This window comes from Massilia sp. NBRC 108631, from assembly GCF_059704565.1.
Genome location: NZ_BAAKJE010000267.1, coordinates 34,319 through 56,990, shown reverse-complemented (window position 1 = coordinate 56,990; position 22,672 = coordinate 34,319). Strand labels below are relative to the sequence as shown.

26 protein-coding genes and 1 pseudogene are annotated in these 22,672 nt (G+C 65.7%); 13 read left to right on the top strand and 14 right to left on the bottom strand.

All coding sequences use genetic code 11. The features are described from left to right. Window positions 1-2 precede the first annotated feature (2 nt). Window positions 3-308: a hypothetical protein gene (locus AC6H42_RS29570; protein WP_497549580.1), complete on the bottom strand. Its 306-nt coding sequence runs from the start codon at window positions 306-308 to the stop codon at window positions 3-5. 71 nt (window positions 309-379) lie between these two features. Continuing rightward, window positions 380-871, bottom strand: coding sequence for an Lrp/AsnC ligand binding domain-containing protein (locus AC6H42_RS29565; protein WP_497549579.1), 492 nt, complete (start codon window positions 869-871; stop codon window positions 380-382). Window positions 872-977: 106 nt separating this feature from the next. On the opposite strand from AC6H42_RS29565, the gene AC6H42_RS29560 reads away from it, so the two are divergent. Further along, window positions 978-2,261, top strand: coding sequence for a D-amino acid dehydrogenase (locus AC6H42_RS29560; RefSeq protein WP_057156860.1), 1,284 nt, complete (start codon window positions 978-980; stop codon window positions 2,259-2,261). Window positions 2,262-2,368: 107 nt separating this feature from the next. After that, a complete protein-coding gene (locus AC6H42_RS29555) occupies window positions 2,369-3,208 on the top strand; it encodes an HDOD domain-containing protein (protein ID WP_057156859.1) in 840 nt (279 codons plus the stop codon). A 4-nt stretch (window positions 3,209-3,212) separates the two neighbouring features. Here the strand turns inward: AC6H42_RS29555 and AC6H42_RS29550 are convergent, their stop codons facing one another. Next, the gene (locus AC6H42_RS29550; RefSeq protein ID WP_057156858.1) at window positions 3,213-3,686 is read right to left on the bottom strand and encodes an RrF2 family transcriptional regulator; all 474 of its coding nucleotides are present in this window, start codon (window positions 3,684-3,686) and stop codon (window positions 3,213-3,215) included. Window positions 3,687-3,886: 200 nt separating this feature from the next. On the opposite strand from AC6H42_RS29550, the gene AC6H42_RS29545 reads away from it, so the two are divergent. The 6 genes from AC6H42_RS29545 to AC6H42_RS29520 are packed head-to-tail and all read left to right on the top strand — an operon-like array spanning window position 3,887 to window position 8,516. After that, a complete protein-coding gene (locus tag AC6H42_RS29545) occupies window positions 3,887-5,563 on the top strand; it encodes a cbb3-type cytochrome c oxidase subunit I (RefSeq protein WP_497549578.1) in 1,677 nt (558 codons plus the stop codon). A gap of 2 nt (window positions 5,564-5,565) precedes the next feature. Continuing rightward, on the top strand, window positions 5,566-6,144 hold the full coding sequence (locus tag AC6H42_RS29540; RefSeq protein ID WP_497549577.1) for a cbb3-type cytochrome c oxidase subunit II: 579 nt from the start codon (window positions 5,566-5,568) through the stop codon (window positions 6,142-6,144). Further along, complete coding sequence (locus tag AC6H42_RS29535; protein WP_057156855.1) at window positions 6,141-6,746, top strand: c-type cytochrome; 606 nt, start codon at window positions 6,141-6,143, stop codon at window positions 6,744-6,746. Before AC6H42_RS29540 ends, AC6H42_RS29535 begins: the two co-directional genes overlap by 4 nt. Next, on the top strand, window positions 6,721-7,479 hold the full coding sequence (locus tag AC6H42_RS29530) for an SCO family protein (protein WP_082551999.1): 759 nt from the start codon (window positions 6,721-6,723) through the stop codon (window positions 7,477-7,479). The genes AC6H42_RS29535 and AC6H42_RS29530 overlap by 26 nt, the downstream gene beginning before the upstream one ends. Continuing rightward, a complete protein-coding gene (locus AC6H42_RS29525) occupies window positions 7,476-8,135 on the top strand; it encodes a hypothetical protein (RefSeq protein ID WP_497549576.1) in 660 nt (219 codons plus the stop codon). Before AC6H42_RS29530 ends, AC6H42_RS29525 begins: the two co-directional genes overlap by 4 nt. A 3-nt stretch (window positions 8,136-8,138) precedes the next feature. Next, window positions 8,139-8,516: a group III truncated hemoglobin gene (locus AC6H42_RS29520; protein WP_057156853.1), complete on the top strand. Its 378-nt coding sequence runs from the start codon at window positions 8,139-8,141 to the stop codon at window positions 8,514-8,516. 4 nt (window positions 8,517-8,520) lie between these two features. Here the strand turns inward: AC6H42_RS29520 and AC6H42_RS29515 are convergent, their stop codons facing one another. Further along, window positions 8,521-9,438, bottom strand: a complete 918-nt coding sequence (locus AC6H42_RS29515) for a LysR family transcriptional regulator (RefSeq protein ID WP_057156852.1) — start codon at window positions 9,436-9,438, stop codon at window positions 8,521-8,523. A gap of 100 nt (window positions 9,439-9,538) precedes the next feature. Between AC6H42_RS29515 and AC6H42_RS29510 the strand changes: the two genes are divergently transcribed. The 3 genes from AC6H42_RS29510 to AC6H42_RS29500 all read left to right on the top strand — a co-directional run bounded on the left by AC6H42_RS29510 (window position 9,539) and on the right by AC6H42_RS29500 (window position 11,935). After that, the gene (locus tag AC6H42_RS29510) at window positions 9,539-10,525 is read left to right on the top strand and encodes an aldo/keto reductase (protein WP_057156851.1); all 987 of its coding nucleotides are present in this window, start codon (window positions 9,539-9,541) and stop codon (window positions 10,523-10,525) included. Window positions 10,526-10,596: 71 nt separating this feature from the next. Continuing rightward, window positions 10,597-10,872, top strand: a complete 276-nt coding sequence (locus AC6H42_RS29505; protein ID WP_057156850.1) for a TehB family protein — start codon at window positions 10,597-10,599, stop codon at window positions 10,870-10,872. Between the two features lie 43 nt (window positions 10,873-10,915). Then, the gene (locus AC6H42_RS29500; protein WP_057156849.1) at window positions 10,916-11,935 is read left to right on the top strand and encodes a transporter; all 1,020 of its coding nucleotides are present in this window, start codon (window positions 10,916-10,918) and stop codon (window positions 11,933-11,935) included. On the opposite strand, the pseudogene AC6H42_RS29495 reads toward AC6H42_RS29500, so the two are convergent. Further along, window positions 11,936-12,359, bottom strand: a pseudogene (locus AC6H42_RS29495) (isochorismatase family protein). Between the two features lie 29 nt (window positions 12,360-12,388). Beyond that, on the bottom strand, window positions 12,389-13,255 hold the full coding sequence (locus tag AC6H42_RS29490) for a pirin family protein (RefSeq protein WP_497549575.1): 867 nt from the start codon (window positions 13,253-13,255) through the stop codon (window positions 12,389-12,391). Between the two features lie 113 nt (window positions 13,256-13,368). Here AC6H42_RS29490 and AC6H42_RS29485 point away from each other — a divergent pair, with 113 nt between their 5' ends. Further along, window positions 13,369-14,274 carry a LysR family transcriptional regulator gene (locus AC6H42_RS29485; RefSeq protein ID WP_057156847.1) on the top strand — a complete coding sequence of 302 codons (906 nt, stop codon included), beginning with the start codon at window positions 13,369-13,371 and terminating at the stop codon, window positions 14,272-14,274. 7 nt (window positions 14,275-14,281) lie between these two features. Here AC6H42_RS29485 and nagZ read toward each other — a convergent pair whose 3' ends face one another. The 6 genes from nagZ to AC6H42_RS29455 all read right to left on the bottom strand — a co-directional run bounded on the left by nagZ (window position 14,282) and on the right by AC6H42_RS29455 (window position 20,685). Then, a complete protein-coding gene (nagZ, locus tag AC6H42_RS29480) occupies window positions 14,282-15,856 on the bottom strand; it encodes a beta-N-acetylhexosaminidase (RefSeq protein ID WP_497549574.1) in 1,575 nt (524 codons plus the stop codon). 24 nt (window positions 15,857-15,880) lie between these two features. After that, a complete protein-coding gene (locus AC6H42_RS29475) occupies window positions 15,881-16,843 on the bottom strand; it encodes a phytanoyl-CoA dioxygenase family protein (RefSeq protein WP_497549573.1) in 963 nt (320 codons plus the stop codon). 1 nt (window position 16,844) lies between these two features. Next, entirely contained in the window at window positions 16,845-17,459 is a 615-nt protein-coding gene (locus AC6H42_RS29470; RefSeq protein WP_157201049.1) for a GNAT family N-acetyltransferase, read from the bottom strand. Continuing rightward, on the bottom strand, window positions 17,456-18,922 hold the full coding sequence (locus AC6H42_RS29465; RefSeq protein ID WP_057156843.1) for a glycosyltransferase: 1,467 nt from the start codon (window positions 18,920-18,922) through the stop codon (window positions 17,456-17,458). The genes AC6H42_RS29470 and AC6H42_RS29465 overlap by 4 nt, the downstream gene beginning before the upstream one ends. 40 nt (window positions 18,923-18,962) lie before the next feature. Beyond that, window positions 18,963-20,246, bottom strand: coding sequence for an MFS transporter (locus AC6H42_RS29460; RefSeq protein ID WP_497549572.1), 1,284 nt, complete (start codon window positions 20,244-20,246; stop codon window positions 18,963-18,965). A gap of 133 nt (window positions 20,247-20,379) precedes the next feature. Continuing rightward, window positions 20,380-20,685, bottom strand: coding sequence for a hypothetical protein (locus tag AC6H42_RS29455; RefSeq protein ID WP_497549571.1), 306 nt, complete (start codon window positions 20,683-20,685; stop codon window positions 20,380-20,382). Window positions 20,686-20,726: 41 nt separating this feature from the next. Here AC6H42_RS29455 and AC6H42_RS29450 point away from each other — a divergent pair, with 41 nt between their 5' ends. After that, entirely contained in the window at window positions 20,727-21,653 is a 927-nt protein-coding gene (locus tag AC6H42_RS29450; protein WP_057156842.1) for a bifunctional helix-turn-helix transcriptional regulator/GNAT family N-acetyltransferase, read from the top strand. A 2-nt stretch (window positions 21,654-21,655) separates the two neighbouring features. Here the strand turns inward: AC6H42_RS29450 and AC6H42_RS29445 are convergent, their stop codons facing one another. After that, complete coding sequence (locus AC6H42_RS29445; RefSeq protein WP_057156841.1) at window positions 21,656-22,228, bottom strand: dihydrofolate reductase family protein; 573 nt, start codon at window positions 22,226-22,228, stop codon at window positions 21,656-21,658. Between the two features lie 18 nt (window positions 22,229-22,246). Further along, a complete protein-coding gene (locus AC6H42_RS29440; protein WP_057157300.1) occupies window positions 22,247-22,519 on the bottom strand; it encodes an acylphosphatase in 273 nt (90 codons plus the stop codon). Window positions 22,520-22,672 lie beyond the last annotated feature (153 nt).

Here is a 22,672-nt window from a genome sequence, read left to right as displayed (position 1 = left end):
ACTCAAGCTAGTAATTTCAAACAGGCGAGTAGGAAACCGCCTTGCACGAAGACTGCGATACAGAGCCAGCGGAACAGATCAGCCTGCAACTTTGCCAGACGCGTCTCCATGCGTGCTTCGAACGCGGCAAAGCGGGCATCCATGCGCGCTTCCTGCGCAAGCAGCTCGCTGTGCAAATAGTCCTTCGTGACCAGTTGCTGCAGCGTTTCAGCGGTCAGTTCAGCATGCAGCAAGGCTTGCTCCCCTGGCACGCCAGCCATTTCCAGACGTTCGGCGTACCGGCTCAAATCGAATTCGTAGGCGGACATGGCGCCCCCTAGTCGAAATCATTATAGTGATCTTACAGGATGTGGCAACCTTGATAACGCTCAACCGTGTATCAGACCGCTTCGGTGGACAGGAACAGCGTTTCCTTGATCTCTTCCATGACCACGTAACTCTTGCTTTGCGCCGCCCCCGGCAGCTGCAGCAGCATCTCGCCCAGCAGCTTGCGATACTCGGCCATTTCGTGGATGCGCGCCTTGATCAGGTAGTCGAAGTCGCCCGACACCAGGTGGCACTCCTGCACCTCCGGGATGCGCAGCACCTCGCGCCGGAACTGCTCGAACATCGAGGCCGACTTGGTGTTCAGCGTGATCTCGACGAACACCAGCAGCTTGGCCCCCAGCGCCGGCGGGTCGATGCGGGCATGGTAGCCGGTGATGACGCCGTTGCGCTCCATGCGCTTGACCCGCTCGATGGCCGGCGTGATCGACAGCCCCACCTGTTCGCTCAAATCCTTCATGGAAATCCGCCCGTCCTCCTGCAGGATGCGCAGGATCTTGCGGTCCAGCTTGTCCAGGGTACGGACCGAATCTTTCTGTGTTCGCATGATTTTTTACTGAATATCGGCTTTTATATAGTAACAAATACTGGTTGAAGCAACTTATCATAGCGTTATATCTGGCGCAAGCCATTAAAATCTATAAGGGAGCGTTATGCGTATCGTGATTCTTGGCAGCGGCGTCATCGGCGTCACCACCGCGTACTACCTGGCCCAGGCCGGTCACGACGTCACGGTGCTGGACCGCCAGCCCGCGTCCGCGCAGGAAACCAGTTTCGCCAACGCCGGCCAGATCTCCCCCGGCTACGCTTCCCCCTGGGCCGCCCCCGGCATCCCGCTGAAAGCCATGAAATGGATGCTGCAGCGCCACGCGCCGCTGTCCATCACGCCGGACGGCACCCTGTTCCAGCTGCAATGGATGTGGCAGATGCTGCAGAACTGCAATGCCGAGCGCTATGCGGTCAACAAGGAGCGCATGGTGCGCCTGGCCGAATACAGCCGCGACTGCTTCAAGGCGCTGCGCGCCGCCACCGGCATCGAATACCAGGGCCGCCAGCAAGGCACCACCCAGCTGTTCCGCACCCAGCAGCAGATGGACGGCGCCGCCAAGGACATCGAAGTACTGAAGGACACCGGCGTGCCCTACGAACTGCTGAGCCGCGAGCAGCTGGTCGGCGCCGAACCCGGCCTCGACAAGGACAAGCTGGTGGGCGGCTTGCGCCTGCCGAACGATGAAACCGGCGACTGCCAGCTGTTTACCACCCGCCTGACCGCCATGGCCGAAGAGCTGGGCGTCAAATTCCGCTACAACACCGCGGTCCGCAGCCTGGTCATGGACGGCGGCGAGATCAAGGGCGTGGTCACGGACGCCGGCCTGGTGCATGCGGACAGCTACGTGGTGGCCATGGGCTCCTACTCCACCCAGCTGCTGCAGGACATCGTCAAGATCCCGGTCTACCCGCTGAAGGGCTATTCGATCACCGTGCCCATCGTGGACGCGGCGCGCGCCCCCGCCTCGACCATCCTGGACGAAACCTACAAGATCGCCGTGACCCGCTTCGACGACCGCATCCGCGTCGGCGGCATGGCCGAGATCGCCGGCTTCAACACGCGGCTGAACCCGCGCCGCCGCGAAACGCTGGAAATGGTGGTCAACGACCTGTTCCCCGGCGCCGGCGACACCGCCAGCGCCAGCTTCTGGACCGGCCTGCGCCCGATGACGCCGGACGGCACCCCGGTGGTGGGCCGCAGCGCCGTGCGCAACCTGTTCATCAATACCGGCCACGGCACGTTGGGCTGGACCATGTCCTGCGGCTCGGCGCAGCTGCTGGCCGACATCATCTCGGCCAAGCGCCCCGCCATCCTGGCCGACGACCTGTCCGTCAGCCGCTACAGCCGGCAGCCCGGCCAGCGCGCCCCGCAACTGGTCAATGCCTAAGCTGCGGCGCGGCCAACGGCCGTGCCCGCCGTTGTGCCCGCACCACCGGCCGGCAGCGGCTGCGATTGGCCGTTGTGCGGCCACCGCGCACTGCGTATAATTTTTGCATGAATAAACTTGAAGCTTATGGCCACATCGCCGCCCTGGCGATACGCGGCGACCTGGTTTTCCCCACCAGCGTCAACGCGGCGCTGCGCGTGCAACTCGCGCTGGACGACCCCGAATGCCCCATCGATGAAGCGATCCGCCTGGTGCTGGCCGAGCCCCAGCTGGCCGCCCGCACGGTAGCGCTGGCCAACTCGGCCATGTTCAACCGCACCGGCGGCCCGGAGGTGACCAATGTGCGCGCCGCCATCATGCGCATCGGCTACCACAACCTGTTTGCGCTGGCCGCCGCCATGGTGGTGCGCCAGTTCGGCAGCAAGATCGCCGACCCGGCCCTGCGCGCCAAGGCCGAACAGCTGTGGCAGCACACGGTGTACGTGGCCTGCCTGGCCCGCATCATCGCGCGCGACGTCACCTACACCAACCCGGACACGGCGCTGTTTGCCGCCATCGTGCATGAAGTGGGCAATTTCTACCTGCTGTCGCGCGCCGACGAGTTTCCCGGCCTGCTGGAAGACGACCCGGAAAACTGGCAGCCGGCCAGCGAGGAAATCATCACGCGCGAAGTGCTGAACAAGCTCAACATTCCCGAGCCGGTCAGCACCGCCATCCAGGGCATGCGCGACAGCTTCCTGCAGATTCCGCCCGAATCGCTGCTCGACACGCTGCTGCTGGCCAATCACCTGTCGCCGGTGGCTTCACCTTTGCAAGCCGCGCCGCGCGAACTGCCGCCGCACTCGGAATCGGTGATCGACCTGTTCATCGATGAGGAAATGATGGAAGAACTACTGGCCCAGGCCGGCAAGGACGCCGAGGCCATGAACGCGGCGCTGCTGGTTTAAAGAGTCAAGCCAGGCGTTCGGCCTGGGTTTTCGGCATCAGCTGCAGCGGATGCAGCTGGCCGTCCTTCGGCGCGCCCCGCTTGGGCAGCAAGTCGGCCAGCGTCACCCCGTCCAGCACCTTCAGGTAGGCGTCGGTGGCCTCCTCCAGCTTGGTCTTCAGGTAGCAGGCGCCATTGAAGGCGCAAGTGTTGTGCTCGCCGTCGAAGCATTCGGCCATGTAGAAATCGCTCTCGCTCTCGCGCACCACGGCGCCGATGTTGATGTCGGCCGGCTCGCGCTTCAGGCGCAGGCCGCCGTTGCGCCCGCGCACGGTTTCCACCAGGCCGTTGACGCCCAGCTGGTGCACCACCTTGGTCAGGTGATTCTTGGAGATGCTGTGCAAGTCGGCGATGTCCTGAATCGTGACCAGCTTGTCGCGGTTCATGCCCAGGTAGATCAGCGAGCGCAGCGTGTAGTCGGTAAACGAAGTCAGTCTCATGGCGTGGCGTAGGTCGGGTGGCGTCCGGATTTAAACATGCATGCAATATATTGCTTTATACCAGCCCCTACTGTAACATGCTTAATGTGGTATCCATTATATAGCTTTTATAGCGGACTCCCCCATTTTCCAGAAAGACACACGGTGCGCTTTCTGTGACACTTGGGAGCAGATTAAATCAGGAAAGGCCAAGGTCCGTCATGGATACCGTCACCATCTTGCTGTCCTCGTTTGTCCTGTCGGTCACCGGTTTGCTGGTGTTCATCTGGTCGCTGCGCAAGCGCATGTTCGACAACGACGCGGCGGCCGCGCATGTGATTTTCTCGACCGGCGAACTGGGCCACGGCGAGGAGCCGGCCGCCAGCGCCGCCCAGCGCGCCAAACTGGCCAGGCCGGTGCCCGGCGAAGTCAAGTCCGTGCTGGACGCCGGCCAGCACGCCGAACAGCAGCAGGAACTGGCCGCGCGCATCGAGGCCGACCGTTCCAGCGCCCTGGTCGCCTTTGTCTTCCTGGCCTGCGCCATGGCCTGGCTGATCGTCGCCTCGCTGGCCGGGCTGACCAGCTCCATCAAACTGCACGAGCCGGACTGGCTGGTGCAGCAAGCCTGGCTGACGTTCGGCCGCATCCGCACCATCCATCTGAACGCCGTGGCCTATGGCTGGGCCCCCATGGCCGCGTTCGGCATCGCCATCTGGCTGCTGCCGCGCCTGCTCAAGACGCCGCTGGTGGGCGCCCGCTACGCCATCCTCGGCTGCATGCTGTGGAACGCCGGCCTGATCGCCGGCCTGGGCTGCATCGCGGTCGGCCTGACCGACGGCCTGGAGTGGCTGGAGATACCCTGGCAAGTGGACCTGCTGCTGGTGGCCGGCGGCGCGCTGGTGGGCCTGCCGCTGGTATATACGCTGCAAAACCGCAAGGTGCACCACCTCTACGTGTCGGTCTGGTACATGGGCGCGGCGCTGTTCTGGTTCCCGATCCTGTTCCTGATCGGCAACTTGCCGGCCGTGCATTTCGGCGTGCAGCAGGCCGCCATGAACTGGTGGTTCGGGCACAACGTGCTGGGCCTGTTCTACACGCCGATGGCGCTCGCCTCGGTGTACTACTTCCTGCCCAAGATCATCGGCCGCCCGGTGCAATCCTACAACCTGTCGCTGCTGGGCTTCTGGACCCTGGCCTTCTTCTACGGCCAGGTGGGCGGCCACCACCTGATCGGCGGTCCGGTGCCGGGCTGGCTGATCACGCTGTCCATCGTGCAAAGCGTGATGATGGTGGTGCCGGTGATCTCCTTCTCCATCAACCAGCACCTGACCATGCGCGGCTACTTCTCCAAGCTGATCTACTCGCCCACGCTGCGCTTCATCGTCCTGGGCGGCATGATGTACACGGTCAGCTCGATCCAGGGCTCGATCGAAGCGCTGCGCGCGGTCAACACCGTGGCCCACTTCACGCATTTCACGGTGGCGCACGCCCACCTGGGGCTGTACGGCTTCTTCACCATGGTGATGTTCGGCGCCATCTACTTCGTCATGCCGCGCATCATGGCCTGGGAATGGCCCTACCCCAGCCTGATCGCGGCGCACTTCTGGCTGGTGGTGCTGGGCTTCTCGATCTACTTCATCGGCCTGACCACGGGCGGCTGGCTGCAGGGCCTGGCGATGCTGGACGCCTCCAAGCCCTTCATGGATTCGGTGGCCGTCACCATCCCCTACCTGCAAAGCCGGTCGCTGGGCGGCGCCATCATGACCTTCGGCCACATGGTGTTCGCCGGCCACTTCGCCGCCATGGCGCTGCGCAACGGCCCGCGCCGCATCGGCGCCGCGCTGCTGCACACCCGCAGCACCGCCGCCGCGCCATCGTCCAACCTGGCAGGAGCGTAAGCATGCAAGACGAACTGAAACTGCTGGGCGGCGCCATGGTGACGCTGGCCCTGGCCACCTCGGCGCTGGTGGTGGTGCCGCACATCCAGCTGAGCAAGGCGGCGCCGCCGGCCGGGCTGAAACCCTACACCATGGCGCAGCAGCGCGGACGCGACGCCTACATCAGCAACGGCTGCGTGTACTGCCACTCGCAGCAGCCGCGCGACCGGGCGCAGGCACCGGACGACAAGCGCGGCTGGGGCCGCGCCTCGGTGGCCGCCGACTACCATTACGACAAGCCGCACCTGCTGGGCACCATGCGCACCGGGCCGGACCTGTTCAACATCGGCGCGCGCCAGCCCAGCGCCGACTGGCACCTGGGCCACCTGTACCAGCCGCGCGCCTACACGCCAGGCTCCATCATGCCGGCCTACCCCTACCTGTTCGACATCAAGGATGCCGCCGAGCCGGGCGACCGGGTGGTCACGCTGCCGCCGGGCTACAACCCGGCCGGCAAGATCGTCGTCGCCAAGCCGGATGTGCTGGACATGGTGGCCTATCTGCAAGGGCTGGACCATACCTATCCGGTGATCCTCAAATGAAGACCGACCTGCCCCGCCACGACGCGCAGCAGCGCGAAAATCCCGACCCGCATGAACAGGGCCGCCCGGTACCCAAGCTGGTGCTGCTGACCGTCACGGCGGCATTCGCCTGGGCCATCTACTACATCCTCACTACCCAGGGCGACGACGATCCGGCGCTGGGCGACCGCCGCACCCTGTCCACCCTGATGGCCAAGCCGGCCGGCGCGCCCGGAGCGGCCGGCGCGGTGGACGGCGCACAGATCTACGGCGCGCAATGCGTGGCCTGCCACCAGGCCAGCGGCGCCGGCCTGCCCGGCGTATTCCCGCCGCTGGCCGGCTCCGAATGGGTGACCGGCAAGGAGGCGCTGGCCGCCGCCATCGTGCTGCACGGCGTGACGGGCAAGCTGACAGTCAAGGGTGCGGCTTATAATGGCCAGATGCCTGCCTTCAAGGACAAGCTGAACGACGCCGAACTGGCAGCGGTGCTCACTCATATCCGTAGCCAGTTCGGCAACAGCGCGGCCAGTGTGGGCGCGGACGCGGTGAAAGCCGTGCGCGAGGAAGGCAAGGAGCGTAAAGATCCATGGAATGGCGATGAAGAGCTGGAAAAACGCAAGTAGCACCTACCGTACCGCTGCAGCCCTGCTGCTGCTCGCCGCCCTCGGCACGGCGGCCCTGTATACCGGCACCTCCGGCTTTCGTGTCATCTCGACCGAAGCCGGACGGCGCCTCGACATCGCGGAAAACCCGCGCACGCTGCCGGTGGCGCAGGTGGTGGCCGCCACGGGCCAGCCGCAGCCGGCCACGCTGGCACAGGCCCTGCGCGACGACCCGCGCGTGGCCATCGTCACCTTCATCTACACGCAGTGCAACGCCATGTGTTCGATCCTGGGCTCCGAGGTGCAGCAGATGCAGGATGCGCTGCGCCAGCGCGGCCTGCAGGACAAGGTGCGCCTGATCAGCATCAGCTTCGACCCGCGCGACACGCCGCAGCTGCTTGCCAGCTATGCCGGCAAGCAAAAGGCCCTGCCGGAGAGCTGGCAGTTCCTCGCCATGCCGGATGCGAAACAGCGCCAGCAGGTTCTGGACACTTTCGGCATCGTCGTGCTGCCGGCCCCGTTGGGCGAGTTCGAACACAACGCCGCTTTCCACCTGGTGGACCAGCAAGGCCGCCTGGCGCGCGTGGTCGATTTCACCGACGGCAAGGGCGCGCTCAATACCGCACTGGCCATGGCAGGCGCGGGGCCGGGCTCAGCCCCCGCCGCCGTCCGGGCCGGCGCTGCCCCGCTCCCGGCGGCGGCCATGGCGCCGTCCGCCGCGGCAGGCACGGCTGCCGCAGGAGCCGCGCTGTGAACCGCGCCGCGAGCCAGGACACCTCCGCTGCGGCAGCGGCCGAAGCGCCGGCCCACAAACTGGCCAGGCGCGACCGGCCGCGGCTGCGGCTGTTCGGCCAGCTCTGCGGCGCGCTGCTGCTGGGCGCGGCCTTCCTGTTGCGCGACCTGCTGGAAGCGACCATGCTGGGCCACATGGTGCTGCAAATTCCCGTCATCTTCTTCGGCGGCCTGCTGCTGTTCGGACGCGCCGTGCGCAACAGCGCACTGTTCGCCAGCATAGACCGCCACGGCCTCACCGGCCTCACCGCGCTGCTCATCGTCAGCAGCTACTGGATGATACCGCGCGCGCTCGAATTCACCCTCACCATGCCGGGCTACGAGCTGGCCAAATTCGCCTCCTGGGCGCTGCTGGGGGCCGCGCTGCCGGCCTCCATCGCGCGCGCCAACATCGTCATCCAGCTGTTCTATCTGGGGAATTTCTGCGCCATGACCGCCATCGCCGGCATGCTGTACCAGGACGTGCCCGAACAGCTCTGCAACGCCTACCTGAAGGACGACCAGGCGCTCACCGGCGCCTTCCTCATCATCCTTGCCGTGGCGGCGGCCGTAGGCTGGTGCATCTACCGTTTTCCGGCGCTGAACGCGCCCACCCCGCCCGCCCCCGTCCGAAGGTAAGCCATGCAGTACGAAGAACTGAACACCGCCACCATCACCGCCCTGGTCCACCAATTCTACGACGGTGTGCGCGCCGATCCGGAACTGGGGCCGGTGTTCGACGCCGCCATCGGCGACAACTGGGACCCCCACCTGGCGCGCATGGTGGCGTTCTGGAGCACCGTCATGATGGGCACCAAGCAGTTCCAGGGCAATGTGTTCGGCACCCACATGCAGCTGGCCGGCATCGAACCGCAGCACTTCCGCCGCTGGCTGGCGCTGTTCGAGACGACCGCCGCGCGCCTGTTCGCGCCCGCGCTGGCCGATGAATTCCTCGCCGTGGCGCGCCGCATCGCCGCCAGCCTGCAATACGGCTTTTTCGGCAAGGTCGTCGCGCAGTAAGCTTTCAGCGCAGCCTGGCCAGCGATTGCTGGGCGCGTATGATATTCACCAGCGTGCGCAACGCGGGATGGTTGTGCCGCCGGCTGCTGTAATACATGTGGAACGGCTCGCCCCTGGCCGCGTGCTCCTCCAGCACCAGTTGCAGGCTGCCGTCCGCCAGCTCCCCGGCAATGCGCTGCTCCAGGAAATACGCCAGCCCCACGCCCGCCTTCGCGGCGGCGATCGAGCTGGCAGTATCGTTGATCGTGATCGCGCCGGGCACGCGGAGGCGGCATTTCTTGCGTCCCCGGCCCAGTTCCCACTTGTAGCTTGAATTATCCCCCAGCAGCAGCTGCAGGCAGTTATGCCCGGCCAGGTCGGCCGGCTGCAGCGGTTCGCCGCGCGCGGCCAGGTAAGACGGCGCCGCCGCCACCACCCAGCGCTGCGGCCCGCTCAGCGGCACCGAGATCATGTCCTCCGGGATGTAATGGCCGTAGCGGATGCCGGCGTCGTACCCCTCCGCCACGATATCGATGGGCCGGTCCTCCACCACCACGGTGAGCCGCACCTCCGGGCAGAGCCGGGCGAATTCAGGCAGGGCCGGGTCGATCAGCAAGTGCGCCGCGTCCGCGAAGACATTGATGCGCAACTCGCCATAGCGGCCGGCGCCGGGCGCGTCCAGCTCGGCCAGCGCCTGGCCGATCTTGTCGAACCCTTCCTCCAGGCGCTGCGCCAGCGAGCGTCCGGTATCGGTCGGCGCAAGCGCCCGGCTGGAGCGGTTCAGCAGCTTGGCGCCGAGCCGCTCCTCCAGCCTGCGCATGGCGTGGCTGACCGCCGACGGCGTCAGCCCAAGCTGGATGGCCGCGCCCTTGAAACTGCCGCTGCGCATAATGGTGAGAAAGACCCGCAGGTCGGCGAGTTCGATGCGGTCGAATACGGACATGATTTTTCTTCACTATCACGATGAAATTGCTTCATCTTAAATCCTATCACGGCGCTCCCGATACCCGCTATAACTATGGGCTCGCACATAGGAGCATTTCATGAAACAAAGAATATTCGGCAGCACCGGGCAGAGCGTATCGGAAATCGGCTTTGGCGCATGGGCCATCGGCGGCGCCTGGGGCGACGTATCGAAAGAGGACGCGAAAGCGGCCCTGCATGCGGCGCTGGACGAGGGCATGACCTTCATCGACACGGCGGACGTCTACGGCGACGGGCGCTCGGAGCAGATCGTGGCCGAGGTGCTGAAGGAACGCGGCGGCCCCAAGCCGTTCGTGGCCACCAAGATCGGCCGGCGCTCGTCGCCCCACGTGGCGCAGGCCTACAACCCGCAGTCCCTGGCCGCCTACGTCGAGCGCTCGCTGGTCAATCTGCAGACGGACTGCCTGGACCTGGTCCAGTTGCACTGTCCGCCGCCGGCCATCTACTACCAGCCCGAGGTGTTCGGCTTCATGGACCAGCTGGTGGCCGACGGAAAAATCCGCCACTACGGCGTCTCCGTTGAAAAGGTGGAAGAAGGCCTGAAGGCGATCGAGTACCCGAACGTCCAGTCGGTGCAGATCATCTACAACATCTTCCGCCAGCGCCCCTCGGCACTGTTCTTTGCCGAAGCGAAGCGGCGCCAGGTTGGCGTCATCGCGCGCGTGCCGCTGGCTTCCGGCCTGTTGGCCGGCAAAATGAACGCCGCCACCGCCTTTGCCGCCGATGACCATCGCGCCTTCAACCGCAACGGCGAAGCCTTCGACAAAGGCGAAACCTTCTCCGGCGTGCCGTACGAGGTGGCGCTGGCCGCCGTGGAAGAAATCCGCAGCCTGCTCCCGGGCGGCGTCGCCATGGCGCAGTTTGCGCTGCGCTGGATACTGATGGAAGACGCCGTCGGCACCGTCATTCCGGGCGCGAAGAACCCGCTGCAGGCGCAGGCCAACGCGCGCGCCAGCGCACTGCCAGCGCTGGATGCCGACGCCATGGCTGCGCTGCGCAGCATCTACGCCCGGCGCATCGCGCCCCATGTCCACCACCGCTGGTAAAACATTCATTTTAAATGCATGTTCATTGGTTTTCAACTACAATGGCTTAACACATCAAACGGGAGCCATCGATGAAAACCCTGCCAGACAACGTCGCCTTCTACAAAAGCAGCGCCGACTTCACCGAACACACGGTGCCGGCGGCGCTGCAGCGCAACCACAGCACCGCCGCCGGCGTATGGGGCCGCATCGCGGTGCTGGAAGGCGCCCTGCTGTACCACATCAGCGGGCCGGAGAAGGAAACCGTCCGCCTGACGCCCGAGCAGCCCGGCGTTGTCGAGCCGCGCATTCTGCATGAAGTGGAGATCATCGGACCGGTGCGCTTCCGCGTGGACTTCCACCGGTAACAGCAGTTTGCTATGCTTGCGGCACTCAAACTTGGAGATGCCCATGCAGATCAACGCGCCCGCCTATGGATCGGACCAATCCGGCCTGGTCTGCGGCTATTTGTTCGGACGCGATCATCAGCCCCTGCCGATCGAATCGGACGCCGCCCGCGAATGGCTGGCGCAGCCCGGCCACCACGAGGGCGAATTCATCTGGCTGCACTTCAACCTGGCCAACACCGCCAGCGAGAAATGGATGAACGAGCACGTGGCGCTGGCCGAGGAATTCTATGAAAGCCTGCATGAAGGCCAGCGCTCGACGCGCATCGAACTGGCCGACAACGCGCTGATCGCTGTCGTCAACGACGTGGTGCACGATTTTTCGTTCGACCCGTCCGACATCGCCACGCTGTGGCTGAGCGTGGACCGGCAAGTGGTCATCAGCGCGCGGCGCCAGCCGCTGAAGGCCATTGAAGGCTTGCGCCAGGCGGTGCGCGCGGGCGAGCCGATACGTTCGCCGGTGGAACTGCTGACCCACCTGCTGCGCGACCAGGCCGACGCACTGGTGAAGATCGTGCGCGACGCCATCAGCCGCGTCGATGGCATCGAGGACAACCTGCTGCAAGGCAAGCTGAAGCGCAAGCGGACCGACCTGGGCGCGCTGCGGCGCGTGCTGGTGCGCCTGCGCCGCCTGCTGGCGCCGGAACCGGCGGCGCTGTTCCGCCTGCTGCAAAAACCGCCCGCCTGGGTGGCCGACGTGGACAGCGAAGAGCTGCGCGCGGCCACCGAGGAATTCGCCGTGGTGCTGAACGACATGGCCTCGCTGCAGGAACGCATCAAGTTGCTGCAGGAAGAAATCGCCGCGCAGGTCAACGAGAGCAACAATCAGAGCCTGTACGTGCTGACCATCGTCACGGTGCTGGCCCTGCCCATCAACATCATCGCCGGCCTGCTGGGCATGAACGTGGGCGGCGTGCCGATGGCGGACGACCCGGCCGGTTTCTGGGTGGTCGCCTTCATCGTCGCCGCCTTCACCGCCATCGCCGGCTGGCTGGTGTACCGCAAGCAGCAGGACCAGGACTGATCAACCCTTGGCCGTGAGCGTGCTGTAGCTGGTAATCAGATTGCGATAATCGGGGATGTGGTTGGAGAACAGCGTGCCCAGTCCCTCGATGTCATTGCGCCAGTCACGGTGCAGTTCGCACGCCACGCCGAACCAGCTCATTAGCTGCGCCCCGGCCTGCGACATGCGGTCCCACGCGGCATGGCGGGTGATCTCGTTGAAGGTGCCCGAGGCGTCCGTCACCACGAACACGTCATACCCCTCCTCGAGCGCGGACAGCGCCGGAAACGCGACGCACACCTCCGTCACGACGCCGGCGATGATCAGCTGCTTCTTGCCCGTTGCCCGGGTCGATGTCGCGCACCAGCGACAGCAAGCCGGCCTGGTGGTCGACCAGCAGTACGGCAGCATTATTCTTGTCCAGGCGGACGTAAGGTTTGCTCATGGTGATACTCCTTGGTTGGCGGGCCGGATTCAGCGCGCGATGCGCGCGAACCGCCCCTGGTTGAAATCATCGATTGCCTGCGCGATTTCGGCCTGCGTGTTCATCACGAAAGGACCATGGCCCACTACCGGCTCCTCGATCGGCTCGCCGCTCAGCAACAGCACCGCCGCGTCGCCGTCGGCGTCGATGCGCACACCGCTGCCGCTGCGCTCCAGCAGCACCATCTGCGCTTCGCGCGCTGGCGCGCCGCCATTCACGCGCACCGCGCCGTGCAGCACCACCAGCATGGTGGTCCAGCCATCCGCCGCAGGCAGATCGGCGCCGGCGCCGCCGTTCAGCCGCATGTCCCACACCTGCATCGGCGTAAAGGTGCGCGCCGGGCCGATGCGGCCGGCGTACTGGCCGGCGATCACGCGCAGCGTGCCCGCCCCTTCCGCCAGCGGCGCCACGGGAATATCGGCATCCACGATGGCCTGGTAGCCCGGCGCCGCCAGCTTGTTCTTGGCAGGCAGGTTCACCCACAGCTGCACCATGTCCAGCGTGCCGCCGTCGCGGGTGAAAGCGCTGGAATGGAACTCCTCGTGCAGGATGCCGCCGCCGGCCGTCATCCATTGCACGTCGCCGGGGCCGATCACGCCGCCGTTGCCGGCCGAATCGCGATGCGCCACTTCGCCTTTGTAGACGATGGTCACCGTTTCGAAACCGCGGTGCGGATGCTGGCCCACACCGCGCGGCGCTGACGATGGCGCGAAATCGGTCGGTCCGGCACGGTCCAGCAGCAGAAAGGGACTCAGCGCCCTGGCATCGTTGTGGTACGAGAACAGCGAGCGCACCGGAAAGCCGTCGCCAACCCAATGCTGGCGGTCATTGCCATAAACACCAATTGTCTTTTTCATCGCCTGTCCCCGGTTTCGTTGATGGCTAAAGCATAGAACTGAAACAATGGCTTGCAAAGACGGTAAAATCCACCTTCAGAGTCCTATCTTTAGAACAGTAGCCAGAACACCCCATGCAAGATTTGAACGATCTCTACTACTTCGTGCAGGTTGTCGACCACGCCGGATTCGCGCCTGCCGGGCGTGCGCTGGGCATACCGAAGTCCAAGCTCAGCCGGCGCATTGCGCTGCTGGAAGAGCGGCTGGACGCGCGCTTGCTGCAGCGTTCCACGCGCAGTTTCGCGGTGACGGAACTGGGGCAGGCTTACTACAGCCGCTGCAAGGCCATGCTGGTGGAGGCCGAAGCCGCGCAGACCGTGATCGAAGCCACGCATGCGGAACCCTGCGGCACGGTGCGATTGTCCTGCCCCATCGGCCTGCTGCACGCGCGCGTGGGGCCGATGCTGGCGGCATTCGCCGTCAAGTATCCGGAGGTGACGGTGCAGCTGGTGGCGCTGAACCGCGCCGTGGACGTGATTTCGGAAGGACTGGACCTGGCGCTGCGCGTGCGTCCCCTGCCGCTGAGCGACAGCGACCTGACCATGCGCGTGCTGGGCTACGCCGGGCAGTGCCTGGTGGCGGCGCCGGCGCTGGTGGAACGCTACGGCATGCCGCAGTCGCCGATGGAGCTGGCGCAGTGGCCCAGCCTGGGCGCCGGCCCAGCGCTGGAAGGAAACGTATGGGATCTGCATGGCCCGGACGGCGCCCAGGCGGCGCAGCACTATGGTCCCAAGTTCATCACCAGCGACATGACCATGCTGCGCCACGCTGCCCTGGCGGGCATCGGCGTGGTCAAGCTGCCGCTGATGATGGTACACGAACAGCTGGCCGACGGCAGCCTGGTGCGGCTGCTGCCGGGCTGGTCGCCGCCGAAGGAGGTGATCCATGCCGCCTTCCCCACCCGGCGCGGCCTGATCCCCTCGGTGCGCGGCCTGCTCGACTACCTTGCCGAACAGTTCGCGCAGATCGACGAGGTGTAGCGGCGCGCTAGGCGGCGGCGCCGGCGGCCACGGCCTTGCCCGCCACGGCCCCCAGCAGCCGGTCCACCACCGGCTCCAGCGCCGCCGGACGGCAGCCGAATGACGCAAGGCGGCCCTGCGCGCCGGGCGCCAGGTCCAGGTCGTACGGCAAGCGGCCGGCCACCACCCACAGGCGATCGGGCGGCAGCGCGGCCAGCAGGCGGCGCTGGCCGGACACCAGCATGGCGTTGTAGGTCTGCACCACGATCTGCTGCGCGCCCTCCACAAACGCCAGCGCTTCGCCGATTTCGTCGTCCGGCGCGTCCGCCGCCAGCGCATACTCGCGCGCCGCCGCACCGGCCCGCCGCAGCGCCGCCAGCATGGAACTGCGCGCTTCCTTGTTGCGGCCCGTGGCCACTTCATCGATCTCGGTCCGGTCGCGCACTTCAAAGGTCAGCAGCGCCACCGGCAGCGACAGGTCGAGCGGCCGGAACGATCCGGCTTGCGTCAGCGCCGCGTACTGGATCTTGCGCGACAAAGCCTGCGCCTCGGGCGTCATCAGCGCCGGCGGCGCCGCCGGGCGCTCGCGCCAGGCCTGCACTGCGCGCGCCTGTTTCAGCTTGCGCACGCGGCGCAGCGCCTCGTCGATGCGCGCTTCCGGAACGCCGCCCTGCTGCACCGCGCGCAGCACGGCGGCGATCGCAGCGTGCTGGCGGTCCTCGCGGTGCGACACCAGCACGATATCGGTGCCAGCCAGCAGCGTTGCCACCGCGCCGGCAGCCACGCCCACGCCCTCCGATATCGCGCCCATCTCCAGGCAGTCGGAAATGACGGCGCCGTCGTAACCCATTTCTTCACGCAGCAGGCCGGTGAGTACATTGCGCGACAGCGTGGCCGGCAGGCTGGCGTCCGGTTCGAAGGCCGGGAAAGCCACGTGGGCCGTCATGATGGCGTCCACGCCGGCGTCGATGGCGGCGCGGAACGGCGCCAGCTCCACTTCGCGCAGGCGCTCCTGCCCGTGCAGCACGGACGCCATCGCGTAGTGCGAGTCCACGGCCGTGTCGCCATGGCCTGGGAAGTGCTTGGCGGTGACGATGGCGCCGGCGCGCTGCTGGCCGCGCATGGCCGCGATGCCGTAGCGGATCACGGTGTCCGCGTCTTCGCCGTAGGCACGCACGCCGATCACCGGGTTGAGCGGATTGTTGTTCACGTCCAGCACCGGCGCGAGCAGCATGTTGACGCCGATCTGGCCCATCTCGTCGCCGTTGACGAAATTCATCTGCTCGCAGTGCGCCACCGCGCCGGCGGCCTGGAACGCCATGGCGGCCGGTATCGGCGTCACGCCCTGCTCGATGCGCATCACCATGCCGCCTTCCTGGTCCAGCGCGATCAGCAGCGGCTGCTCGCTCACTTCCGCGTTGATCTCCTGCAGGCTGCGGCACAGCGCCGACACCTGCTGCGGCGTATGCACGTTGCGCCGGAACAGGATCACGCCCCCCACCCGCTGCTCCCGTATCAGCCGCGCAATGGCGGCGTCGGGCTCCAGCCCGTCGAAGCCGACCATGAACAGTTGTCCGATTTTGTGCGCCAGTTCGTCTGCCATTTCCGTACTCTCCTCGTGTAAAAATTATTCGTTCCAGCCGCGCAGGCCGAGCAGCCGTTCACCCAGGCCGCTCAGCTGCGCGGTGGCGTAGCAGGTCTGCTCCTTGCGGCGCGGATCGCCGTGCAGGCTGTAGCCTTCCGGCGCCAGCCGCTCGCGCCAGGAACGGATGCGCCATGCGCGCAGTTCGGCGTTGTCCTCCTGCGCCGGCATCGTCGATATGTACTGCGCGATGCGCACCTTCTCCGCCGAGCGGTTCTGGCGTATGCCGTGACACAGCCTGCTGTTGAAAATCAGCAGATCGCCCTTCTTCAGCGGCACCCTCACGTGCGTCAGGTCCGCCACCTTGGGGCGGTACCAGTCCCAATCGTCCGGCTGCTGCGCGCGCCACGACGCGTAGTTGCGGAACAGATCGGGGATACAGACGAAGCCGCCCACCTCCTCGTCCACCTGGTCGCTGATGGACAGCACGCCCTGTACGTTCTGCGGGTCTGTATCCGGGTCGTAATCCCAATGCATGAAGCTCTTGAACTCGAAGCCCGGCTCTGGCGGCAGATTCAGGTTCACGCGGTCTATCGACACCCACAGGTCCTCGCGGCCCCACACATCCACGAACGCGTCGTACACGCGCTGCGACTGGCGCGCATCCCACAGGTGCTGGTGGTTGTACAGTTCCACCATGCCGGCGTTGAAACTCAGTTCGGTCTTGCGCAGGCGCGACTTCTCCGGCGGGTACCAGGTCGAGGGATCGCGGGGGTCCATCTCTTCGAAGTCCCAGATCAGGCTTTCGATCTGCGCCACCTTGTCCGCAGCGATAGCCTGCCTGATCACCACGTAGCCGTTGTTCACCCAGCATGCCCAGTCCTGCTCGGACAGCACCCGCAGCGGCTCGCCGTGCCGGCGGCCGTTCAATCGCGCCGCGCCGGCGCCGACAGTGGACAGGTTGCGGCGCGCGATACTGTTCTTGCCGATCGATTCGATGCTTTGCATTTCAGTCCCCGCTTAGTTGGTATTCAAGGAAGTGCAGCCGGTCGAAGAACAGCTCGTAGGCGTAGCCGAAGCTGTCGCATCGCGTGAAACCGCGCCGCAGATAGATGGGCATGGCGGCGCTGCTTTCCCACACCGTCAGTACGATGCGCGGACAGGCGCGGCTGCGCGCCAGGCGTTCGATCTCCGCCAGCATGTGGGCGAACCAGCCGCGCCCCTGGCAGCGCGCCTCGATCGCCAGGCTGCCGACCAGGAAGTCTTCGTCGCGCGCGTTGCGGGCGATGAAGGCGTCGTACGCGGCATCCATGTCCCTCACCTCGTCGCGGTAGTGGGATACCGCTGGCACGGACGCGAACTCGCGCACGGTGGCAGCGGTGAAAAAGCCGGCGAAGCCACCGCCGCCGCGCTCCACCATGCCATGCACATGGCCGATGTAGGGCTCGATGTTCTGCCGCCGCTGCAGGTCGCGCAGCGGCAGGCGCAGCTTGTTCCCCGCCGAGCAGTACTCCAGGTAGCTGGTGGAAAACAGCAGCTCGGCCATGCGGTCGCGGACAGCGTCATCGAGCGCGGCGCCGGAAACGAACGTCACTGGAACCGGTGGCCGCAACAAGGCACTCATTGGGCGCTCCTGCGGCCATCCTGCGCCACGCCGTGGCGAGCCAGGCGCAGCACCACCTGTTCGCGTTGTCCGTTGCCGCGCGTCGGACACCAGTAGTCCCCGCCGAGGATGCGGTCCGCGTTGCGCGCCAGCAGATAGGCTGCGAACAGCGTGTTCACCCGGTCCAGCAACTGGTCCTGCGACAGGAAGGAATAATAGTTGCAGCTTTCCGGCTGCGCGCGCAATTGCGGGGCATACGCCATGCGCGGCACTTCGCGGAACCAGGCCAGTTCCGACACGGTCTCCAGCTCCAGCGCGTGCCCTAGCCGCCAGCCGCGCTGCTCCAGCGCCGCCACACATTCAAGATAGCTGCGCTCCTCGTCGGCGCTGAAGGGCACCGCCGCACCGGTGATCGCGTCAACCCGCAAGCGCATACCGCGCAGGCCGCCCACCACCGCCTCCGGCTGGCCGTCGTGCAGCACCGCGTGGCGCCGCGTCATGTCGTGGTAGGCGAGGAAGGTCTGGCCGATGTGGCGGTGCCATTCGCCGTACGTCGCCTGGTGCAGCAGCGCCGCGTAGTCCTGCATTGCGGCAGCATCCGTACGCTGCGGCGGATGCGGCATGCCGTCCAGGTTGCGGTCCATGGCGGCGAGGATCTGGCGCAGCGCGCCATTGCCACGCCGCGCCACCAGCATGCCGTTTTCATCCTTGATCAGATTGAGCCACGAAACGAAGGTGGCGTTGATTTGCTGCGTTTGCGGATCGAAGGCGAAGTTCACATAGTCGGGCACTTCCGGCTTGGCCAGGAAAGCGGTGGCGGCGCGGTAAGGCATCGTATCCGCATCCAGGTAGATCCCGCCGGCCTCGTACAGGATCAGGAGGCGGAAATAGTCGGCCAGGTTCACGTAGCAGCGCGCCGCGTGCAGCTGCTCGAACAGCGCCAGCCGCTGCGGGGCGCGCGCCTGCGCCAGCTTGCGCAGCGAATGCACGGCCAGCACATCGCGCCCCACCACATAACCGCCGATGGCCCAGCCGCCGATATCGCGGCCCACGCGGAACGAGGGATCGCCGCGCAGCTGCGCCGCGTCCCACACCCACAGCACCAGTTCGTATTCCGGATCATCCGGCGCCTGCACCTCGGCGATGGCGGCTTCCCATTGGCAGATGGCTTGCCGGGCGCCGTCCGGCAAGGGGCCGCCCATCCAGATGCGGTGCATCAGCAACTCCTCCGGCGCCAGCGTCTGGGTCGGGATGCCGATCAGCGACGACACCCGGCGCGCGTCGAACAGCGCAAACTGTTCGCGCACCAGCTGGCGCACCTGCTCCAGCTGCCGCCGGTAGCCCTCCTCCAGCAAATGCAGGCGGGCGCTGTGTTCGCACTGCGCACTGGGATCCTGGCGGCAGAAAGCCTCCCATTGCTTGCACGTGACGAAAGCGGACTTTAAATCTTTGATCAGAACTTCATACTCAAGATCGAAACTCATCAGATTCTCTCCAGGCAGTCGGTGACAAAAGAAGGCAGCGTTAAGCGGTGTCCGCCACCGGTAACGCGCTTGGCGCGGCTGGCGCGCCACTGCCCGCAGCTTCGCGCGCCGCATGGCGGCTGGCGGCACGCCGCAGGGCAAGGAACAGGAACACGCCAAGCGGCGCGTTCATCAGCGCGTAGGCGCCGAGCGCATAGTCGAAATGCGCGCAAACCGCGTTGTACAGCTCAAGGCCGGCGGCCAGGTAGAGGCAGTACAACAAGCTCATGGCGCACGACGTCAGGTTCATGGAAACGCCGGTGGCGGTCAGCGCGATGCGTAGCAACGCGCCATTGAACAGGCCGAAGCCGGCCGAATAGACGAACATGCAGAGCACGAACATGTGGCCCTGCCGGTACAGCAAGGCGGCGCCGGCCATGCCCACCAGCGCCAGCGCCCCGCCCTGCCGCAGCAGGCGCGCCAGCGAGAAGCCCTCGCCCAGGCGCTGGATCGCCAGCGTGCTGCAGACGAAGCCGCAGAAGATGGCGCACTGCCAGGCGATGTAGGTGCCGTAGGGAGCGCCCATGCGCTGCAGGACGATCGCGGGCGACAGCCCTATCCACGCGGTCAGCGGCGTGATGGCGCAAGCCGCGACAAAAATGCCGAACATGAACGTGCGGTTGGTGAAGATGGCGCGGTAGCTGGCCGCGAGGCTGCGCGGCGCGGCCGGCACCTGCGCCGCGGCTGCGGGGATTGAGGCCGAAGTTGCGGCCGGGGCCGCGGCATACCCGGGCATGGTGCGGAACAGGCCTACCCAGGCCACCGCGCCCAGCACAAACGCGATGCCGAAAATGGCGCGCCAGTCCAGCACCGTAATGACGGCGCTGCCGATCACCGGCCCGATCAGCGGCGCGAACACGGTAGTGTTGCCCATCAGGGAAGTCATCTTGACCGCCCGCTCGTCGTCCAGCAGTTCGTGCACGGCGGCGTAGCCGATAAAGATGAAGCACGAGCCCATGCCCTGGAAGAAGCGAATGGCAAGGAATTGCGTGATGGTCTGCGCGAACGGCACCAGCAGCGTAGCGGCGAGGAACAGCGCATTCCCGGCCAGCATGACCTTGCGCTTGCCGATGCGGTCGGCCACCGGTCCCAGGAAAATCTGCAGCGTACTGCCACCCAGGATGTACAGGCTCAGCGACAGCCCAATCGCGTGGCTGGACGACTGGAACTCGCGCACCACCTGCGGCATGGCCGGCATGATCATGTCGTTGGACAGGTAAACCGCCATTTCGTACAACAGGAAAAACAGGCAGAAATACAGCAACCGCTTATTCGTTTGCGCCATTGCGCCCCCTTTTGCAAGTCAGCCACGGACAACACCAAGTCACTACAACTTTGCAATTTGGTATCTAACTGGACTGTATACTATCGCAATTGGTAATGCATTGGTATTTATTTTTTGCTATTCCCGCGTGGAATTAGCTGTGTCCGTACGGTTCGTGCCGCGCCGCGTAGGCGCTACGGACGTGCTGGGCGATGTAGGTGCTGAGGCCACTTCCGCTGCGCGCAAGGCGCTGCATGCGCCGGACATGGGTACGCCCCGCGCTGGCGACAGTGTAGGTGTAGACCGCGCCCCCGGCGAACTGCACGTCGATGGCGTCGGCCCGTATGGCATAGGCGGTCACCCCTGAGGTGCCGCTGAGGTCTCGATAGCGCTCCATCGCGCCAATGTAGCGCGCCTTGCGGATCGCCGCCGCCAGCGTGAGGTTGACATTGTTGCCCAAGGCAAGCAATAATCTGCCAAAGGCAAATTAATGGAGCCGCCATGCATACCAGTCTGGAAGAACGCATCGACATCGTCCGCCGCTTCAACCGCGCCTACACCCACCAGATAGGTGTGCTCAACGAGCATCTGCTGGACAGCGGCTTCTCGCTGACCGAAGCACGCATCCTGTACGAACTGGCGCACAGGACCGGCATCACCAGTTCGGACCTGTGCCGCGAGCTCGGCCTGAACGCAGGCTATCTGAGCCGGGTGATTGCCGGCTTCGAGAAAAAAGGGCTGGTGGCCAGGACGCGCTCGCACACCGACGCGCGTGCCGCCCGGCTGGAGCTGACCGGCCAGGGCCGCGATACGTTCGGGCAGCTGAACGAGGCTTCAAAGCGCGCAGTGCGGACCATGCTGGATCGGCTGCCGCCGCAACTGCAGCACGACCTGGTTGAGGCCATGGGCCAGATCCAGGGCCTGCTGGGTGCGCCCTCGTCCAGCTACATCCTGCGCAACCCGCAGCCCGGCGACATGGGCTGGATCGTGCATCGGCAAACGGTCATGTATGCGCAGGAGTACGGCTGGAACAACGAGTACGAAGCGCTGGCTGCGGAGATCACCGCCAATTTCATCCGCGACTTCGACGCAGCATCCGAGCGCTGCTGGATCGCGGAAAAGGACGGCAAGGTGGTCGGCTCCGTGTTCGTCGTGCGCCAGGACGCGACCACCGCCAAGCTGCGCATGCTCTACGTCGATCCAAGCGCGCGCGGCAGGGGTATCGGCGGCCGGCTGGTGGACGAATGCCTGCGCTTCGCCCGCCAGGCCGGCTACAAGACGATGGTCCTGTGGACCAACAGCGTCCTCACCGGCGCCCGCCGCATCTACGACAAGGCCGGCTTCCAGCTGATCGAAGAAGCGCCGCAGCGCAATTTCGGCAAAGACCTGATCAGCCAGGTATTCGCGCGCGAGCTGGCTATGCCCTGAAGTCAGCTGCCGCGCTCCGCGTCGCCCTGGTGCACCGCATAGCGCAGTTCCGCCATGCCCGCGCCCATCTGCCGTACTGACATCAGGCGCAGCACGGGGCTGAGCACCCTGCGCGGAAACAGCGGCTTGCCCTTGCCCAGGGTGGCCGAGCCTATCTGCAGGATCAGTTCGTCCAGCAGGCCGGCATCGTAGAACTGGCCGGCGAGGTCGCCGCCGCCGACAATCCAGATGTTCTTGCCGCCGGCGGCGGCCCGCATCCCGGCGTGCACGCTGCGCACGTCGCCGCTGACAAAACGCACGTCCGCGCCTTCGATCAAGGGCAATGTGCGGCGGGTGAATACCCAGGCCGGCTGGGTGTACGGCCACGCGGCGCCCACTTCCGCGATCACCTGCCCGGCGTTACGCGCCATCCATTCATAGGTGGCCGATCCCATCGCCAGCGCGCCCACGTCCGCGATGAATTCGGGATAGCTGGAATCGTTCACGTCGCCCAGCGGGAACAGCCAATCGAGCGCATCGTCCTCGGTGGCGAGGAAGCCATCCAGGCTGCTTGCGCAGTAGTATTGGGTTTTCATGCGTGCACTTCCTGTGCCTTAGTGGCTTGCTGTGATCTTGAACGTGCCGCGCGGCGGCGGCTCGGTGTCCTCGATGGCGACCTTCGATACCACGGCGGCGGGCGGGCCGCGCCTGGCCCAGGCGATGATGGCGTCGACCGCCTGCGCGTCACCGTCCACCACGGCTTCCACCGAGCCATCGCTGCGGTTGCGCACCCAGCCTTGCAGGCCCAGCGCCGCCGCTTCGTTGGCCAACGTGGCCCGGTAGCCCACGCCCTGCACCCGCCCTTCTATGATCAGCCGCTTTGCCATCGCCATCCCTCCTTGGCCACTGCCGCAAGCTGGCTATTTTAGCAAGATCATGTATGCGCAGCGCTTTCGCGCGCTAAAAATTCCCTTTTTTGATTGAAGTTATTATACGAAACGTATACGATTTGTATATTGATCATATAAAAGGAAATCCAA

Excerpts from the sequence above, each read along its gene's own strand:
- AC6H42_RS29570 (WP_497549580.1), bottom strand. The coding sequence starts at position 308 with ATGTCCGCCTACGAATTCGATTTGAGCCGGTACGCCGAACGTCTGGAA.
- AC6H42_RS29565 (WP_497549579.1), bottom strand. The coding sequence starts at position 871 with ATGCGAACACAGAAAGATTCGGTCCGTACCCTGGACAAGCTGGACCGC.
- AC6H42_RS29560 (WP_057156860.1), top strand. The coding sequence starts at position 978 with ATGCGTATCGTGATTCTTGGCAGCGGCGTCATCGGCGTCACCACCGCG.
- AC6H42_RS29555 (WP_057156859.1), top strand. The coding sequence starts at position 2,369 with ATGAATAAACTTGAAGCTTATGGCCACATCGCCGCCCTGGCGATACGC.
- AC6H42_RS29550 (WP_057156858.1), bottom strand. The coding sequence starts at position 3,686 with ATGAGACTGACTTCGTTTACCGACTACACGCTGCGCTCGCTGATCTAC.
- AC6H42_RS29545 (WP_497549578.1), top strand. The coding sequence starts at position 3,887 with ATGGATACCGTCACCATCTTGCTGTCCTCGTTTGTCCTGTCGGTCACC.
- AC6H42_RS29540 (WP_497549577.1), top strand. The coding sequence starts at position 5,566 with ATGCAAGACGAACTGAAACTGCTGGGCGGCGCCATGGTGACGCTGGCC.
- AC6H42_RS29535 (WP_057156855.1), top strand. The coding sequence starts at position 6,141 with ATGAAGACCGACCTGCCCCGCCACGACGCGCAGCAGCGCGAAAATCCC.
- AC6H42_RS29530 (WP_082551999.1), top strand. The coding sequence starts at position 6,721 with ATGAAGAGCTGGAAAAACGCAAGTAGCACCTACCGTACCGCTGCAGCC.
- AC6H42_RS29520 (WP_057156853.1), top strand. The coding sequence starts at position 8,139 with ATGCAGTACGAAGAACTGAACACCGCCACCATCACCGCCCTGGTCCAC.
- AC6H42_RS29515 (WP_057156852.1), bottom strand. The coding sequence starts at position 9,438 with ATGTCCGTATTCGACCGCATCGAACTCGCCGACCTGCGGGTCTTTCTC.
- AC6H42_RS29510 (WP_057156851.1), top strand. The coding sequence starts at position 9,539 with ATGAAACAAAGAATATTCGGCAGCACCGGGCAGAGCGTATCGGAAATC.
- AC6H42_RS29505 (WP_057156850.1), top strand. The coding sequence starts at position 10,597 with ATGAAAACCCTGCCAGACAACGTCGCCTTCTACAAAAGCAGCGCCGAC.
- AC6H42_RS29500 (WP_057156849.1), top strand. The coding sequence starts at position 10,916 with ATGCAGATCAACGCGCCCGCCTATGGATCGGACCAATCCGGCCTGGTC.
- AC6H42_RS29490 (WP_497549575.1), bottom strand. The coding sequence starts at position 13,255 with ATGAAAAAGACAATTGGTGTTTATGGCAATGACCGCCAGCATTGGGTT.
- AC6H42_RS29485 (WP_057156847.1), top strand. The coding sequence starts at position 13,369 with ATGCAAGATTTGAACGATCTCTACTACTTCGTGCAGGTTGTCGACCAC.
- nagZ (WP_497549574.1), bottom strand. The coding sequence starts at position 15,856 with ATGGCAGACGAACTGGCGCACAAAATCGGACAACTGTTCATGGTCGGC.
- AC6H42_RS29475 (WP_497549573.1), bottom strand. The coding sequence starts at position 16,843 with ATGCAAAGCATCGAATCGATCGGCAAGAACAGTATCGCGCGCCGCAAC.
- AC6H42_RS29470 (WP_157201049.1), bottom strand. The coding sequence starts at position 17,459 with ATGAGTGCCTTGTTGCGGCCACCGGTTCCAGTGACGTTCGTTTCCGGC.
- AC6H42_RS29465 (WP_057156843.1), bottom strand. The coding sequence starts at position 18,922 with ATGAGTTTCGATCTTGAGTATGAAGTTCTGATCAAAGATTTAAAGTCC.
- AC6H42_RS29460 (WP_497549572.1), bottom strand. The coding sequence starts at position 20,246 with ATGGCGCAAACGAATAAGCGGTTGCTGTATTTCTGCCTGTTTTTCCTG.
- AC6H42_RS29450 (WP_057156842.1), top strand. The coding sequence starts at position 20,727 with ATGCATACCAGTCTGGAAGAACGCATCGACATCGTCCGCCGCTTCAAC.
- AC6H42_RS29445 (WP_057156841.1), bottom strand. The coding sequence starts at position 22,228 with ATGAAAACCCAATACTACTGCGCAAGCAGCCTGGATGGCTTCCTCGCC.
- AC6H42_RS29440 (WP_057157300.1), bottom strand. The coding sequence starts at position 22,519 with ATGGCAAAGCGGCTGATCATAGAAGGGCGGGTGCAGGGCGTGGGCTAC.